The 14,273-nt window shown below is 64.4% G+C and carries 17 protein-coding genes; 5 read left to right on the top strand and 12 right to left on the bottom strand.

The window, feature by feature from the left end; genetic code table 11:
* The 3 genes from AOT83_RS13335 to AOT83_RS13325 are packed head-to-tail and all read right to left on the bottom strand — an operon-like array spanning window position 1 to window position 2,359.
* Window positions 1–603 (bottom strand): histidine phosphatase family protein, encoded by a 603-nt coding sequence (locus tag AOT83_RS13335; RefSeq protein WP_057964847.1) that lies wholly within the window; start codon window positions 601–603, stop codon window positions 1–3.
* A gap of 9 nt (window positions 604–612) precedes the next feature.
* Window positions 613–1,917, bottom strand: coding sequence for a glutamate-1-semialdehyde 2,1-aminomutase (gene hemL, locus AOT83_RS13330; protein WP_057964935.1), 1,305 nt, complete (start codon window positions 1,915–1,917; stop codon window positions 613–615).
* 52 nt (window positions 1,918–1,969) lie between these two features.
* On the bottom strand, window positions 1,970–2,359 hold the full coding sequence (locus AOT83_RS13325; protein ID WP_057964848.1) for a nitroreductase family deazaflavin-dependent oxidoreductase: 390 nt from the start codon (window positions 2,357–2,359) through the stop codon (window positions 1,970–1,972).
* A 21-nt stretch (window positions 2,360–2,380) separates the two neighbouring features.
* Here AOT83_RS13325 and AOT83_RS13320 point away from each other — a divergent pair, with 21 nt between their 5' ends.
* On the top strand, window positions 2,381–2,752 hold the full coding sequence (locus tag AOT83_RS13320; protein WP_057964849.1) for a nitroreductase family deazaflavin-dependent oxidoreductase: 372 nt from the start codon (window positions 2,381–2,383) through the stop codon (window positions 2,750–2,752).
* A 27-nt stretch (window positions 2,753–2,779) separates the two neighbouring features.
* Here the strand turns inward: AOT83_RS13320 and AOT83_RS13315 are convergent, their stop codons facing one another.
* Window positions 2,780–4,864 carry a M13 family metallopeptidase gene (locus AOT83_RS13315; protein ID WP_057964850.1) on the bottom strand — a complete coding sequence of 695 codons (2,085 nt, stop codon included), beginning with the start codon at window positions 4,862–4,864 and terminating at the stop codon, window positions 2,780–2,782.
* A 98-nt stretch (window positions 4,865–4,962) separates the two neighbouring features.
* Between AOT83_RS13315 and AOT83_RS13310 the strand changes: the two genes are divergently transcribed.
* Entirely contained in the window at window positions 4,963–5,742 is a 780-nt protein-coding gene (locus AOT83_RS13310; RefSeq protein ID WP_109394852.1) for a sulfite exporter TauE/SafE family protein, read from the top strand.
* A 19-nt stretch (window positions 5,743–5,761) separates the two neighbouring features.
* Here the strand turns inward: AOT83_RS13310 and AOT83_RS13305 are convergent, their stop codons facing one another.
* From AOT83_RS13305 to AOT83_RS13275, 7 genes are read right to left on the bottom strand one after another with little or no spacing between them, the layout of a single operon-like run.
* The gene (locus tag AOT83_RS13305; protein WP_057964851.1) at window positions 5,762–6,352 is read right to left on the bottom strand and encodes a hypothetical protein; all 591 of its coding nucleotides are present in this window, start codon (window positions 6,350–6,352) and stop codon (window positions 5,762–5,764) included.
* 45 nt (window positions 6,353–6,397) lie between these two features.
* The gene (locus AOT83_RS13300; RefSeq protein WP_057964852.1) at window positions 6,398–8,575 is read right to left on the bottom strand and encodes a heavy metal translocating P-type ATPase; all 2,178 of its coding nucleotides are present in this window, start codon (window positions 8,573–8,575) and stop codon (window positions 6,398–6,400) included.
* Window positions 8,576–8,622: 47 nt separating this feature from the next.
* Window positions 8,623–9,381: a class I SAM-dependent methyltransferase gene (locus tag AOT83_RS13295; RefSeq protein ID WP_057964853.1), complete on the bottom strand. Its 759-nt coding sequence runs from the start codon at window positions 9,379–9,381 to the stop codon at window positions 8,623–8,625.
* Between the two features lie 41 nt (window positions 9,382–9,422).
* Window positions 9,423–9,668 (bottom strand): hypothetical protein, encoded by a 246-nt coding sequence (locus AOT83_RS13290; RefSeq protein WP_057964937.1) that lies wholly within the window; start codon window positions 9,666–9,668, stop codon window positions 9,423–9,425.
* 20 nt (window positions 9,669–9,688) lie between these two features.
* Window positions 9,689–10,207: a hypothetical protein gene (locus AOT83_RS13285; protein ID WP_057964854.1), complete on the bottom strand. Its 519-nt coding sequence runs from the start codon at window positions 10,205–10,207 to the stop codon at window positions 9,689–9,691.
* Window positions 10,200–10,637 carry a hypothetical protein gene (locus AOT83_RS13280; protein ID WP_057964855.1) on the bottom strand — a complete coding sequence of 146 codons (438 nt, stop codon included), beginning with the start codon at window positions 10,635–10,637 and terminating at the stop codon, window positions 10,200–10,202. The genes AOT83_RS13285 and AOT83_RS13280 overlap by 8 nt, the downstream gene beginning before the upstream one ends.
* Before the next feature lie 22 nt (window positions 10,638–10,659).
* The gene (locus AOT83_RS13275) at window positions 10,660–11,139 is read right to left on the bottom strand and encodes a hypothetical protein (protein ID WP_030096511.1); all 480 of its coding nucleotides are present in this window, start codon (window positions 11,137–11,139) and stop codon (window positions 10,660–10,662) included.
* Between the two features lie 122 nt (window positions 11,140–11,261).
* On the opposite strand from AOT83_RS13275, the gene AOT83_RS13270 reads away from it, so the two are divergent.
* From AOT83_RS13270 to AOT83_RS13260, 3 genes are read left to right on the top strand one after another with little or no spacing between them, the layout of a single operon-like run.
* A complete protein-coding gene (locus AOT83_RS13270) occupies window positions 11,262–11,912 on the top strand; it encodes a hypothetical protein (RefSeq protein ID WP_131726960.1) in 651 nt (216 codons plus the stop codon).
* Window positions 11,909–12,466, top strand: a complete 558-nt coding sequence (locus tag AOT83_RS13265) for a hypothetical protein (protein ID WP_057964857.1) — start codon at window positions 11,909–11,911, stop codon at window positions 12,464–12,466. The genes AOT83_RS13270 and AOT83_RS13265 overlap by 4 nt, the downstream gene beginning before the upstream one ends.
* Window positions 12,463–13,038, top strand: coding sequence for a hypothetical protein (locus tag AOT83_RS13260; RefSeq protein WP_057964858.1), 576 nt, complete (start codon window positions 12,463–12,465; stop codon window positions 13,036–13,038). The genes AOT83_RS13265 and AOT83_RS13260 overlap by 4 nt, the downstream gene beginning before the upstream one ends.
* On the opposite strand, the gene AOT83_RS13255 is transcribed toward AOT83_RS13260, so the two are convergent.
* Window positions 13,023–14,240 (bottom strand): hypothetical protein, encoded by a 1,218-nt coding sequence (locus AOT83_RS13255; RefSeq protein WP_057964859.1) that lies wholly within the window; start codon window positions 14,238–14,240, stop codon window positions 13,023–13,025. The two genes, AOT83_RS13260 and AOT83_RS13255, sit on opposite strands and share 16 nt — an antisense overlap.
* Window positions 14,241–14,273: the final 33 nt, after the last annotated feature.

The following is a 14,273-nucleotide window of genomic DNA, read 5'->3' as shown; positions in this document are numbered from 1 at the left end:
CTACCCCGCCGGTTCCGAATACACGACATCGACCAATGCATCGCCGTCGAACACCAGCGAGGTGAGTGAGGCGACGTTGCACTGACGCTTACGAGGGTCGTGCCACAGTCGCTTACCGAGCAGATGCTGGCGGGCGGTCCACACCGGCAGCTGATGACTCACGCAGACCACCTCGGCGCCCGCGGCGCGACTGCGCGCGCGGTCGATCGCCGCCGACATCCGGAACGCGATGTCGGCGTACGGCTCTCCCCAGGACGGGGTGAACGGGTCGCGCAGCTTCCACCAGTTCCGGGGGTCCCGCAAAGCGCCGTCACCCACCGACACCTTCATACCCTCAAAGGAGTTGCCCGCCTCGATGAGATCGTCGTCGGTCACGATGGCGAGTCCGTGCGCCTCGGCGATGGGTGTGGCAGTCTGCTGAGCACGCAGCAGCGGTGAGGCAATCACCGCCGCAATCTTGTTGCCCCGCAGCGACTCTGCCACCTTCGCGGCTTGTCCCTGACCCTTGTCCGACAACCGGAAGTTAGGCAGCCGGCCGTACAGGATGCCCTCCGGATTGTGTACCTCGCCATGGCGCATCAAATGAACAGTGGTGCGGCTCATCGAAATTCCTTACCTCTCCTCGACAGAGGCCGCGGCACGGGCAGCGGCGGGCAAAGCGTCGGCAATACGGTCGAACGCCTCGTCATCGAGGGCGGTGGAAACGAACCAGGTCTCGAACGCGCTCGGCGGCGCGTACACATCGCGACTCAGCAGTGCATGGAAAAATGCAGGATAGCGCCAGGTGTCGGTGGCTTTGGCGCTCTCGAAGTCATGCACCGGCTCGGCGCCGAAGAAGAGGCTGAACATGTTCCCGGCGCGACCGATCTGGTGCGCCACCCCCTCGGCATCCAGAGCCGCGGTGATCAGAGCGATGAGCGCATCGGCGTTGCGATCAAGCGTTTCATAGGCTTTCACATCTGCCGCGCGCAAAGAGGCCAGCCCTGCGGCCACAGCGATCGGATTGCCGGACAACGTGCCCGCCTGATACACCGGCCCCAACGGGGCCAGGCGCTCCATGATGTCGGCGCGGCCACCGAACGCAGCGGCGGGCATGCCACCGCTCATCACCTTGCCGAACGTCACCAGGTCTCCGGCGACCTGGTCGATGCCGAACCAGCCCGAACGGCTGACGCGGAAACCTGTCATGACCTCGTCCATGATGAGCAGCGCGCCGTGGTTTTCGGTGATGCGTCGCAGTCCGGTGTTGAAATCCGGCGCGGGCGCGACGGTGCCCATGTTGCCGGCGGCCGCCTCGGTGATGACAGCGGCGATCTGATCGCCCTGTTCGGCGAAGGTGCGAGCCACGGCACCGATGTCGTTGTAGGGCAACACGATGGTGTCGGCCGCGGAGGCGCCGGTGACACCGGGCGAGGAGGGCAGACCCAGAGTGGCCACACCAGAACCGGCATCGGCCAGCAGGGCGTCCACATGCCCGTGGTAACAACCGGCGAACTTGACGATCTTGGACCGTCCGGTGAATCCGCGAGCCAGGCGCACCGCACTCATGGTGGCCTCGGTTCCGGAGTTGACCAGACGCACCTTTTCCACCGGCTGCACGCGATCGATGAGTTCGCGCGCGAGCTCGATCTCCCCCTCGACGGGTGCGCCGTAGGAAAGCCCGTCCCTGGCGGCCCGTTGCACGGCCTCCACCACAGCGGGGTGCGCGTGGCCGAGGATCAGCGGACCCCAGGAGCAGACGAGGTCCACGTACCGGTTGTCGTCGACATCGGTGAGCCAGCATCCGGCGCCGGATTTGATGAACCGCGGGAGCCCGCCGACCGCCGCGAAGGCACGCACCGGCGAGTTCACTCCACCTGGGATGACGGCCGAGGCGTCGGCGAACAGACGTGCGGAGTTGGCTGTCTCGTCAGGCACGGCATCCAGTGTCTCAGCTGGCGCCAAATCGTCCACTACAGGGTGTAGTGGATCAGGCAGGTCTGAGCGCAAAAGTGGGGTGATCGGCGTCGTCGGGCAGCTGGGCGAAGTAGCCGTCCACGACCTTCCCCGCCTTGGGCTTATAGGCGGCGATGATAGGCGCACGGTCTGCGACCGGGACCTCGGTGGCCGCGTATGCCGTGGTGGTGCCCCTGACGGTGAGTGTCACCTGCGGGTTAGCCCTGACGTTTTTCACCCATTGACTCTCGCCACGGGTGGACACCAGGTACTTGACCCCATCGACATCCACGGTGGTGACCGGGATCTGCTGCGGCTCGCCGCTGACCCGCTTGGTGATCGTGAGCGTCTCGCCGATATTGGCGGCCATCGCCACCCGGTTGAAGACCTTGCGCACGAACCAAGGGGGCTTGAGGTATGCCATGGATCACAGTTTGATGGTGGTATGCAGATACCGCAATCGGTCGCGCGCTTCAACAAATACGTCACCAACCCCGTCCAGCGGCTGTGGGCGGGCTGGGCCCCGAGCTTCGCCATCATCGAGCACAAGGGCCGCAAGTCGGGCAAGGAGTTCCGCACGCCCGTCACCGCCTTCAAGACTCCCGACGGCGTGGCCATTCTGCTGACCTATGGCCCGGATCGGGATTGGCTGAAGAACCTCAATGCGGCCGGCGGCGGCAGGATCGTGCGCCGCGGGAAGACCCACGACGTCGTCAATCCGCGGGTGGTCAGCCGGGACGAGGCGGCGGCACTGGTCAAGAGCCGCGCATTCGGGAAGCTCCCGTTCGATCAGGCCGTGCTGCTGACCTACGCGTAGATCTCCCCTGCGCGGGTAGACCTGCGTCTACCAGATCTTCACGAGCTTGTCCGGCGGATTCACCATGGGATCACCTGCCAGGCAACCGAAATCGGCAGCGAACGGTGCAACGTTGGGCACCACGCCGTTGATGCGCAATGCCGGCGGTGAATGCGGATCGGCAGCGAGTTGGGTGATCGCGGCCTCGGGACGCTGCTTGTCTCGCCAGATCCGCGCGTAGTTCAGGAAGAACCGCTGCGTGTCGTTGAACCCGACGATGCCGTTGATCTTGTCGCCGCCGCCCTTTTTGGCCAGCTCCGCGACCAGCGCGTCATAGGCGGTGTTGACACCGCCGAGGTCCGCGATGTTCTCCCCCAACGTGAGCTTCCCGTCCACATGCAGGTCGGGGCGCCCCGGAATCGGTGCGTAGGCATTGAACTGCTCCACCAGCCGGTTGGCGCGCTTCTCGAACTCCTCGCGGTCGTTCGGCGTCCACCAATTGACCCGGTTGCCCTCACCATCGAATTGGCTACCCTCGTCGTCGAATGCGTGGGTGAACTCGTGCCCGATCACCGCACCGATACCGCCGTAGTTGAACGCCGGATCGCCCTTGGGGTCGTAGAAGGGCGCCTGCAAGATCGCGGCGGGAATGGTGATGCTGTTCTCGGTGGGGTCGTACTGCGCGTTGACCGTCTGCGGTGTCATTCCCCACAGCGACCGATCGGTTGGGTGACCGATCTTGGCCATGTCGAAGTCGTGGTTGAACTTCAACGCCGCAGCCCGGTCGGTATAGAAGTTGTCGCCGGTCAGCTTGAGCTTCGAAAAGTCCCGATCCTTGTCGGGGAATCCCACCTTGAGGATCAGCTTGTCCCACTTACCTTTTGCGGCCAGCTTGGTCTGCGGGCTCATCCAGTCGACGGCCTCGATCCGCTTACGCAACGCCTCCTTGACATTGCCCACCATCTCGGTGGCCGAGCGCTTCGCACGGTCGCTGAACATGCGATCGACGTACAACTGCCCCAGCGCCGGCCCCAGCAGTGTGTTGACTGCCTCTAGCCCCTGCTCCCAGCGCTGTTTTTGCGCGGTGGTGCCGGTGAGCGCCGATTTATACTTGAAAGCGTTGTCGCGAAACGCCTTTGATAAGGCGCCGGCAGATCTGTGCACCGCATGAAATGTCAGATATGACTTCCAGGTGTCCAGATCGGTGGTGGACAGTAGCCGATCAAACGTCGTGAAGAACTCGGTCTCGGCCAGGGAGAAGGCCCTGGCCTCCGGGGCGCCGTGTGCCTTCAGGTAAGCGCCCCATTCGAAGTGCGGTGTCACCGCATCGGCCTGGGCCACGGTTACCAACTTGTACTGGTTAGCCGGATCACGTTGCTGCACAGGGCTCAACGTCGCGGCGGCCAGCGCCGATTCGAGCGCGGCCACCTGTTCGGCCCGGGCCTTGGCGGCCACCTGGTCCGCGCCGATCAACCCGAACGTCGACGCGATATACGTGCGGTAGGCATCGAAGATCGGTGCGTACTTCGGATCGGTGTAGTAATCCTTGGCCGGCATACCCAGCGCGTCGGCCCGCGCATAGCCGATCTGTTCGGTGGCGTTGGCATAGTCGGCACCGGCGGTGAAATCGAAAACCAGATGTTGTCCGGTGGCGCTGTCGGCAGCCAGGAAGGCCGCGAGTTCTTCAGGCGATGCGATCTGATCGATCGCGGCGAGCGTCGGCCGGATGGGGTCATATCCCGCCGCGTCGAGCTTCGCGTCGTCGGTGGCGGCACGGTACAGAAGCCCGACCTGATAGTTGACCGACTCATGATCGGCGGTACCCAGTCCCGAGACCGCACCCTCGACGATCTCGCGCTGAACCTTGCGGGACTCGTCGGCCAGCATGTCGAAACTGCCATAACTGGACTTGTCCGCGGGGATGGTCGCGTCTTCGGCCCACTTCGCGTTCACAAACCCGTTGAGATCAGTGCACGCGGCAAAACGCATGCTCAGCTGCGCGTTGTCGAATGTCGGAATCGGGGCGTTCGATGCCACCGGGGTGGTGCGCTGGTCCTGGGTACACCCGGAAATGGACAGCACCAGCACTAACGCCGCCACACCGGCGGATCGACTCAAAGGCATGCCCACCATTTTGCCCATCTAAGCCGCTACGTCGAGCCTCACACTGTGGCGGGTTTCACGGAGAGGGGGAATTGGTTCGACTGGCTAACGGTCGTACGCTGGCACGAGTGCCGGTGCAGGAGATGCTTCTCGTCGCGCTCGCCGCGTTCGGCGCCGGTGCGATCAACGTGGTCGCCGGGTCCGGCACCCTCATCACCTTCCCCACTCTCATCGCGTTCGGCTACCCGCCCGTGGTGGCGACGATGTCGAATGCCATCGGACTGACTGTCGGCAGCATGACGGGCGTGTGGGGGTACCGCCGCGAGCTGAGCGGACAATGGCCCCGGCTCAAATGGCAGATACCGGCGGTACTGATCGGCGCGCTCATCGGGTCGTTCCTGCTGCTGCATCTCCCCGAGAAAACGTTCGTCACCATCGTGCCCGTGCTGCTGATCCTGGCGCTGGTGCTGGTGGTGGTCGGCCCCCGTATTCAGGCCTGGGCGCGTCGGCGTTCCGAGGCACAGGGCCTGAGCGCCGATCATGTCCCTCCGGGCCGCATGGCCGCACTCACCGGAGGGAACTTCCTCGTCGGGATCTACGGCGGGTACTTCACCGCAGCCCAAGGCATCATGCAGATCGCGGTGATGGGCGCACTGCTACCCGAATCCATGCAGCGGATGAACGCGGCCAAGAACGTGCTGGCGATGATCACCAATATCGTTGCCGCTCTTGCATACACGATCGTCGCCTTCGACCGGGTGAGCTGGACGGCGGCCGGGATCATCGCGGCGGGCTCGTTCGCGGGCGGACTCGCCGGTGCGCGCTGGGGACGCAAACTCTCCCCCGGTGCGTTGCGGGTGGTCATCGTGGCGGTGGGGCTGATCGGCTTGTGGCGCCTACTCTTCTGACCCTGCCGCGGTCGACGAACTAGACGGTCTCGATGAAGACGCCTGCCGGCGTGTAGCGGACGTTCTTACTGGCCCGCGGACTTCCCACCACTACCTGGATCTTGGGTTCCGGCTCATTGGCGAAGAACTTCTCGATGGTCAGCACGCTTACCGTGCCGTCCTGCACCCCAGAATCTTTCACCGCCGAACTGAGCACACTCGTCAGGACCGCCGGAGTGACGATGTCGCTCTTGAACGAGCTCTCGTCAACGACACCCGGTTCGTTGCGGCTGACATCAACAGGCCTGACCTTCACGGACGACCCGTCGTAGCGGTACTCGTCGACGTTCTCCCGCTTCTTGGGGTCGATAGCCTGCACCGCCACCGAGGTGTATCCGCTGATCGTGAACATCAGATAGTCGGCCGGGCTCGCGCCGATCTTGTCGTTGATGGCGGTTAGGGCCTTGGTCAGCTCATCGGTGTTCCAGCGTTCGACGGTGTCCTTACTCGGCGCTCCGGCAGCCTGCGAGGCAACGGAATCGAGTGCGTCGGTTGCCTGCCGACGAATGTCGGAACATCCCGCCACCGTCAGACCCAATGCGACACCCAGCGCGATCACACGCGTAACCACCCGACGACTCCTCCTGTTGGCCCTTCACAGCATTCGGTAAGGAACCTAGCGGAAGGTTCGCAGCCGAAGGCTGTTCAGTACCACGAAGACAGATGACATCGCCATCGCCGCGCCCGCGATCATCGGGTTGAGCAAACCCAGGGCGGCCAACGGAATGGCGGCGGTGTTGTAGGCGAAGGCCCAGAACAGATTCGCCTTGATGGTGCCGAGCGTCTTGCGCGAAAGCCGCAGCGCCGTCGGCACCGTGGTCAGGTCACCGCGTACCAGGGTCACATCGCTGGCCTCGATCGCAGCGTCGGTACCGGTGCCCATGGCCATACCGATATCGGCCGTGGCCAGCGCGGCGGAGTCGTTGACCCCGTCGCCCACCATCGCAACCTTCTTGCCCTCGGCCTGCAGACGCTTGACGACATCCGCCTTCTCGGTGGGCTTAACCCCCGCGACGACATCGCTTGCGGCGATACCGACTTCCTCGGCGACGCGTGCGGCCACCTCCGCGTTGTCGCCCGTCAGCAGCACCGGAGTAATGCCCATGGCCTTAAGTTCGTCGATGGCCTGCCGGCTCGACGGCTTCACCGTGTCCGCCACCTCGATCTCACCCCGGCGCAGGCCACCCCAGATGATCGCCGCGGTGGTGTTCTGACCCGCGATGGCCTCGATCGAAACCACTTGACCGTCAACGACGCCGGTTACCCCGATGCCGGGCTCGTTACGGAATCCGGTCACCGGGGACAGCGACATCCCACGCGTCCGCGCCGCTTCCACGATGGCCCTGGCGACTGGATGCTCGGAGGCCGACTCCACCGAGGCGGCGATACGCAGGATCTCGTCGGCGTCGGAGACACCTGACCCGATGTTGCGGCGCACGGCCACAACGCTCATCACGCCGGTGGTCACGGTGCCTGTCTTGTCGAGTACAACGGTGTCGATGCTCTTGACGTTCTCCAGCACCTCCGGACCCTTGATCAGCACACCCAGCTGCGCCCCACGCCCAGTACCCACCAGAATCGCTGTGGGCGTGGCCAATCCGAGCGCGCACGGGCACGCGATGATCAGCACCGCGACGGCTGCGGTGAACGCCGACGACAGCGGGTAGCCCTGAGCCACCCAGCCGACGAACGTCAACGCCGCGATTACGAGTACAACGGGCACGAATACCGACGACACCCGATCAGCGAGCCGCTGCACCTGCGCCTTACCGGTTTGCGCCTCCGTCACCAGCTGCGCCATGCGGGCCAGCTGTGTATCGGCGCCCACCTTGTCGGCGCGTACGACAATCCGCCCGTGCGTGTTGACGTAGCCGCCGACCACCAGGTCTCCCGCGCCGACCTCCACAGGTGCGGACTCACCCGTCATGGTGGCGGTATCCAGGGCCGAGTGACCGTCGACCACTACGCCGTCGGTCGCGACGCGCTCCCCCGGCCTCACGACGAATTCGTCGCCCACCGCCAATTGCTCGACGGGGATGCGCGTCTCGTGCCCGCCACGCAACACCGCGACATCCTTGGCACCCAGGGATAGCAGCGCCCGCAGCGCCGAACCTGCCGAGCGCTTGGCGCGCGACTCGGCGAACCTGCCCGCGAGTAGGAACACGGTGACCGCCGCAACGACCTCGAAGTAGACGTGGACATCCCCGTGGGTGTGCCCGGCGCTCGCGAACAACACCCACAGCGACCACACGTACGCCGCGATGGTGCCCAGTGACACCAGGGTGTCCATGGTCGAGGCGCCGTGGCGTGCGTTGACGAACGCGGCACGGTGGAACGGGTAGCCGCCCCACAGCAAGATCGGTGTGGTCAGCGCCGCGACCACAATCTCCCAGCCGGAGAAATGCCAGGGCATCACCATCGAGATGGCGACCACCGGGATGGCCAACAGCAGTGAGCCGAGCAGACGCGTCTTGAGCTGATTGTCGGGCACGTCGTGGTTCATGTGATCGTGCGGATCGGCGCCGTCGTGCTCGTGGCCGCTCTGCCCAGCGCCGCTACGTGAGCCGCCGACCACCTGGGCCTTGTAGCCCACCGACTCGACAGCCTTGACCAAGTCCTCATCGGAGATCGAACCGTCGTGCTCGACCCGGGCGCTCTCCAGCGCCAGATTCACGCGCGCGGTCACACCCTCGAGCTTGTTGAGCCCCTTCTCCACACGGGACGCGCATGAGGCACACGTCATGCCATGCAGCCGCAGATCGGTGGTCTCCATGCCCGTGTCCGTGAACTCCATGCCTAAATCATACCCCTAGGGGGTACCAAACGATAGGGTGACCTGCGCTACAAGTCGCGCCGCGCCACCACGATCTGCAGTGGCATCGGCAGCTGAACTCTGGCGCGGAGTTCGACAGCTATGGACGGATCCGCGTGTGCAGCCAGGCTACGCAACGCGTTCGGGCCATAGGCGCGCAGCTGGCTGATCGCACCGTCGTGCAGGACCGGGCGCACCCAACCCACAGCCGCCGCGAAGAGATATGACGGCGCCAGCAGTGGAGCCGGCAGGCGCAGCAAGTCGATGATCAAGAGCGTGCGTCCCACCCGAGTGCCCTCGGCGAAGACCTTGGCGGCAAGCGACGGCGGCAGATGATGAAACGACAGCGCGAACACCACCAGATCGAACGCACCGTCTGGGGCATCAATAGCTGTCGCATCCATGGCGCGCACGGTCACCCGAGAGTCCGAACCCAGATCCGACGCCGCGATACCCGCGACCGAGGAGGGCTCGATATCCGTCACCGTGATCGAGGCGTCAGGACGTAACTTCAGCAGTTCACGAGAGAGGCCGCCATGGGCGGCGCCGAGCTCGAGCACGCGCGGACTGTCGATGCCGGCCAGGAATCCGGCCGCCTGCTCCGCATTCCACCTGTGCAGCCCCTTCTTCTCACCGAGGAGATCAAGTGCCTCCACGACGGCGCGTTTCTTCGCCGGGACATCGTCGCGGTCCAGGTACTCCAGCCGGTCCGTCTGCAGCTTGCGGTCCCACAAGCGTGCACCGAATCCAGCACGCGGCATCAGGTCGATATCTGCGGTTGGCGTCATGACACCAGGCTATCCCGATATCAGGAGGCCTGATATTAGAATTAGCTGTGAATCGCCCGATCCGCGTCACGACGACGGGCCCGCACACCCCTCGACACCGCAGAAACCAGGAAAACCCCAGCCACCGCGGTGAGCACTAGCGCCCGCGCCACGCACGCGCCGTCCAGGGCGGTGAAGTACAGCGTCGGCTCGCCCTTGGCGATGGGCGCGACCTCGGTTGGTATGCGCGCGGCCACCGCCGCCCACACCGCGAGCACCATCGCCACCGCCGCGATGGCCAGATCCAGCACTACGCGCTTCCCGAACTTCACCACTGCTCACTCTCGATATCGATTTCCGGATCGTCACCCAGATCCATGCCCGCCGGTGGCGCCGGCACCAACGTGGTGAGCGCGCTGCGCAGCTCCTCATGCTTCTTGGCCCACGCCTGCGCGCGACGCCCCCCGGTCAGGCGCAATCCGACAGGTTTGCGCCCCTTGGGCACACCCGTCAGCTCGCCCAGCGGACGCGATTCCTCCCATACGTGACGGTCGGCGTCGGGATATAGCCACTTGATCTGGCTGACCGCCAGCGTCTCGCCACCCTGACGAAGTTCGGTGGGTGTCAGCTCCACCGTGGCGTGCACTCGCGCGGCGTAAATCTGCAGCGCGATAAAGAAGGCCACGATGGCCGCCGTGATCAACGGCATGACCGGACTGAAGCCCCCCTTGCCCCACACCTGCAGGCCGAACATGATCAACCCGGCGAGGGGACCGAGCAGCAGCCACCGCCACCGGCCACCGGGCTCATAGAACAAACGCGGTTCAGCGTCGGCCACGTCAGCCATGTTCACCCCCTTCGAACCAGTTCTGTGCGGTCGGCCTGATGATCAGCACATTGGCCACTATCAGCGATAGGGCGGCGATGAGCAGCAGCGGGCCCACCGAACCGGTGCTTGCCATCGCAATGGCACCGAGCACCGAGACCACCGAGAGCGTGATCAGTGCCCGCCGATAGCGCACATCACCCCGCCTGGTCCGCCCGGCCAGAAATGCGATGCCGGCCGCCAGCAGGATGCACAACACACCCCACGCCCGGAAGTACGTGACGAGATTTCGTACGTCAGCGTCGGTCAGCTCCGGCTTCGCGGCCGCCCGCACCGCGTCATAGCGCTGAGTCACTCCGGCCAGACCGTTCAGGAACAGGGCCGCCGACGACACCACCCAGAACCAGAACGCCACATCGACGATGCGTGGGCGCGGCTGTTCGGGTGTCATTCAGGCAGCGTATCGGGGGTGTTTAGCGCTGCCTTGTCAGGTACGCGGTTGAGTCCTCACGATGCAGCAGAAACAGGCCGCCACAGATCAACACGGACGCGGTGATGCCCGAGAGCGCCTGCACAATCGCCGGCACCCCTTCCAGGTCGATCAACCGGGTAGCGGTGAACACCACCGATCCCACCGCACCTCCGGTGAGGAAGGTGCGGGCCAGCCGATATCCCGCGCGCATGAGGAAGATCCCGGTGACCACGAGAGACCCCACTACAACGACGATGAACCCGTTGAAGGCATACACCGTCCAGAGCGGGGCGGCCTTACGCACCTCCGGGTCTTGCTGCCATTGACCGACGTTCGCGGCCATGTAACTCACGATCATCAACGGCAGCGCGGCCAGCCACAGCCAGCAGCCGGTGTCGATGTCGTCGGGTCGCGGCTTGGCCGGACCGCCCGGGGGTTGTCCAGCCAATCCGCCGGGTTGGTGCGGATCGGGATACGTCACGCGACCACGGTAGTGGAGAAGCGGGAAGCAGTGGCCGCGGCAACCTGGTCACCTACAGATGTAGTGGCTGAAATCCCCGGGAGGGGCAGTTGCGGCCCCGCTGCCAGCTACTATTGCGCGCTATGGGGACGCCGACGACTGCCGGCGCAGGGGGCGCGCTGATGGACAAGTGGCGCGGGTGGGTCACGCCGAAACGCTTCTGGTGGGGGCTACTTGTCGTCGTACTTGCCGTCTCGAGCCTTTTCGGTGGTTTGCGAACCGCCAGCACGAAAGACAGGTACACCGAACTCGCTGCCGGTCAGACCTACAACGCCGGCCAGTTCGATGTCACAGTCCAGAACGCTCGCATCGAGCTGCTGGGATACGGAACGAAGTTGGATATCCGTTCTGCCGGAGCGGGATACGTCCTGCTCGTCGTGGAGGCGACGATCAAGAACACGTCTGCCGAGACTGCGGCGCCGCCAAAGGCGCAGGATGCGTCCGATCCTGAACTGGTGCAGGCCGGCATAAAGCCCGACAAGCTCTTCAACGCCGAGTACACCAGACGACTGGACTACACGCCGGCAAGCGCCCTAACCATTCAACCCGGAATGACCGACCGAATTGTTTTCGTCTGGAGTGCCACTCGCAGCTCACTCACCATCGGCCAACCGATTGTGGTCCAGATCAACGGCTTTGAGCGCGCGTACACGGCGGGTTTAAGTGAGCGATGGCAGTGGAATCCCGCATCGCGGCACGGTGTCTACCACCTGACGTTGGAAGACAGCGCATGACGTGGCGCCGCGTCCTGAACTGGGGCGTCTTCGCGGTGCTGGTCGTCTGCGCGATCCTGGTCAGGAACCATCAGATCGACAAGGTGGAGCTGCAAGAACCCATCGACGTGCGCGGAGCCGAAGGGCAACGGCTGATCGGCCGTAACATCGCGGCGACCCTCACCGGAATCACGATCACCGATTCGGTGATCGGTGACTATGGCGATGACCACCCCGAAATCTATGCAGCACATAAGGGTTGGGTGCTGGCCATCTTCAGCATCGACGCCCAGTCCACGGTTTCCGATGACAAGACAAACACCGATCTCGTCATCGCCGAGAACACCTACGGCACGCGCTACATGGGTATCGTCCCCGAACTGCAGCTGACCCCGGGCATTCCCAACCAAGGCTATGCGGGAACGTTCGAAATCCCCGCGTCGGCACTGCAGTCGCGCGCGTCATTCCGGGTGACCGGCTCAGGCAACCCCAGCCGTGACTCTCGCCTGGTATTCGACGTCACGCTGGCCAACGCACAGCGTGTTCCGGCGCTGATCGTGAAGAAGCGCATATGAACCGGATGCTCCGGCGAAACGTCCTCGCGCTGCTGGTGATAGCGCTCCTGACTCCTGCATACCTCTTCTGGGTCATCCAGGCCCGCTACGACGAGTACGCCAAGGTCCAGCATCCGGACCCAGATATCGTTGTTGCCCACCACCAATCGGCCACGTTGCACGGCGTCATCTGGTCGGTCAAAGGCATCCTCCGAGAGAACAAGTCGCGCAGCTATTCCGACCGAAACAAGCCGTTACCGCAGGGCACCGAAATCCTCCGGGTCGGGTTCGAACGCACGGTCGTTCCCGGCCAGCAGCCACCAAGTCCCCAGGCATGCACACCGACGCTGATATCGGGTACGACGCGATGGAGCAGACAGACCAACGGGTACAGCGTCACGATCGACGGGACCACCACAGAACTCGACAGCGTGACGGTAGGCCCCGAGGGAACCAACGGCACGTGTCAGGAAGACGGGGTCTTCCAAAGCGGATTCCTGGTTCCCAAGGGCACCCGTCCCGACGCGATCGACGTCCACATTCTCTGGGGAAAGTCAGACAGCCAGACTGTCCGGTTTCAGCTCGTCGGCTGACGCTGAGACTCACCTGTCACGCTTCGTGTTCCCCGTACGAACAACGCATAGACCGCGGTGATGAGGCAGATCTGCAGCACCGCGGCGACAGTGTCCGGCACGATACTCAAAGCATCCTTCATGCCCAGCCACCAATCCGCTTCATGCGGACCCATCAGCACCGAAATCGCACGTGCCAGCCAACCAGGTTTACCCGGAGCTTCACTTGCGTTGCCAAACAGCCAGCCCAGACAGTTGAAGGCCAACACATAGGTGGCGATGGGTACGGCGCCGGTCTTGAAGATCACGTACACCGCATCACGCACCGCCTCGGCCTGTACACGAAACGGCCACGCAAGTATCGCGAAACTGGACCTGCCGGAAACACGCTCGACCATATCGGCCCCGGGTCGTCCGCTCAGCAGCTCCCGACGCGCCTGTTCCCAGTTCGCTTTCGGGACAAGGGCATACACCACACCGGCGATCGTCAGCCAACCCAGCGGAACCACCATCACACCGACTACCTGCCCGATGCCCCATCCGAGCGCATCCCAGACCGCACTGCCGAACGGCACGTGCGCCGCCAAGTCGTGTCCGGTTTCCTTGGCCCACTGGATGACTCGCCGCGACTCGACCCAGTGCTTCAGATTCAGATCGGTCAGCCAGTTCCCTATCAACAGGTAGATCCAGGCGGCCTCGAGATAGAACTCGATCGCGATCACCCAGCTGGGCAGCCGATCGCGGGTCCGGCGCAGGACCGAGCGGACCAGGAAGATGCCGCCCGCGATGGCCAGCGTCAGGTAGGTCTTTTCGATGATGGGGGCGGGCGTGCGGAACACGGAGTTGTCGAACGCGACCACCATGAATCCGGCCCAGTCGTTCACCAAGTATCGCCATGCAGAGTAGAAGGCGATGAACGGCAGCACTGCGCCGGTCAGCGCGCCCGCGGTGGCACGGAAGCCGCTTCCTCCGGATTGTGGAAGCTGCACGGGCGTATCGGCGATCGCGGGGCGCATGAGCAGCAACATCCCGATCAGAGCAGCCAGTTGTGACAGCATCCCGAATGGCAGGATTACGGCGGCCAGATACGGTCGCCCGGGCACCGCATGCGCGGCCCACCAGAAGATGAGGTCATGGGCGAATCGTCCGCTGAGATACACCGCGACGAGCTGAGGCAGTACTGTCCACGCGCGCGCACCTACGGCTCTCAGCACCCCCAGCATGAGGCGATCCTAAGCGCTACACGGCGCAGCAGG

Origin of the sequence: Mycobacteroides sp. H001 (assembly GCF_001440005.1) — a bacterium.
Classification (GTDB): domain Bacteria; phylum Actinomycetota; class Actinomycetes; order Mycobacteriales; family Mycobacteriaceae; genus Mycobacterium; species Mycobacterium gwanakae.
This window is presented reverse-complemented; position numbering and strand designations above follow the sequence as displayed.

What these genes read in the sequence shown, in the direction of transcription:
- AOT83_RS13260 (WP_057964858.1), top strand. Translation starts at nt 12,463, where the DNA reads ATGAACCGGATGCTCCGGCGAAACGTCCTCGCGCTGCTGGTGATAGCG.
- AOT83_RS13325 (WP_057964848.1), bottom strand. Translation starts at nt 2,359, where the DNA reads ATGGCATACCTCAAGCCCCCTTGGTTCGTGCGCAAGGTCTTCAACCGG.
- AOT83_RS13265 (WP_057964857.1), top strand. Translation starts at nt 11,909, where the DNA reads ATGACGTGGCGCCGCGTCCTGAACTGGGGCGTCTTCGCGGTGCTGGTC.
- AOT83_RS13300 (WP_057964852.1), bottom strand. Translation starts at nt 8,575, where the DNA reads ATGGAGTTCACGGACACGGGCATGGAGACCACCGATCTGCGGCTGCAT.
- AOT83_RS13270 (WP_131726960.1), top strand. Translation starts at nt 11,262, where the DNA reads ATGGGGACGCCGACGACTGCCGGCGCAGGGGGCGCGCTGATGGACAAG.
- AOT83_RS13285 (WP_057964854.1), bottom strand. Translation starts at nt 10,207, where the DNA reads ATGGCTGACGTGGCCGACGCTGAACCGCGTTTGTTCTATGAGCCCGGT.
- AOT83_RS13295 (WP_057964853.1), bottom strand. Translation starts at nt 9,381, where the DNA reads ATGACGCCAACCGCAGATATCGACCTGATGCCGCGTGCTGGATTCGGT.
- AOT83_RS13280 (WP_057964855.1), bottom strand. Translation starts at nt 10,637, where the DNA reads ATGACACCCGAACAGCCGCGCCCACGCATCGTCGATGTGGCGTTCTGG.
- AOT83_RS13255 (WP_057964859.1), bottom strand. Translation starts at nt 14,240, where the DNA reads ATGCTGGGGGTGCTGAGAGCCGTAGGTGCGCGCGCGTGGACAGTACTG.
- AOT83_RS13320 (WP_057964849.1), top strand. Translation starts at nt 2,381, where the DNA reads ATGCAGATACCGCAATCGGTCGCGCGCTTCAACAAATACGTCACCAAC.
- AOT83_RS13335 (WP_057964847.1), bottom strand. Translation starts at nt 603, where the DNA reads ATGAGCCGCACCACTGTTCATTTGATGCGCCATGGCGAGGTACACAAT.
- AOT83_RS13315 (WP_057964850.1), bottom strand. Translation starts at nt 4,864, where the DNA reads ATGGTGGGCATGCCTTTGAGTCGATCCGCCGGTGTGGCGGCGTTAGTG.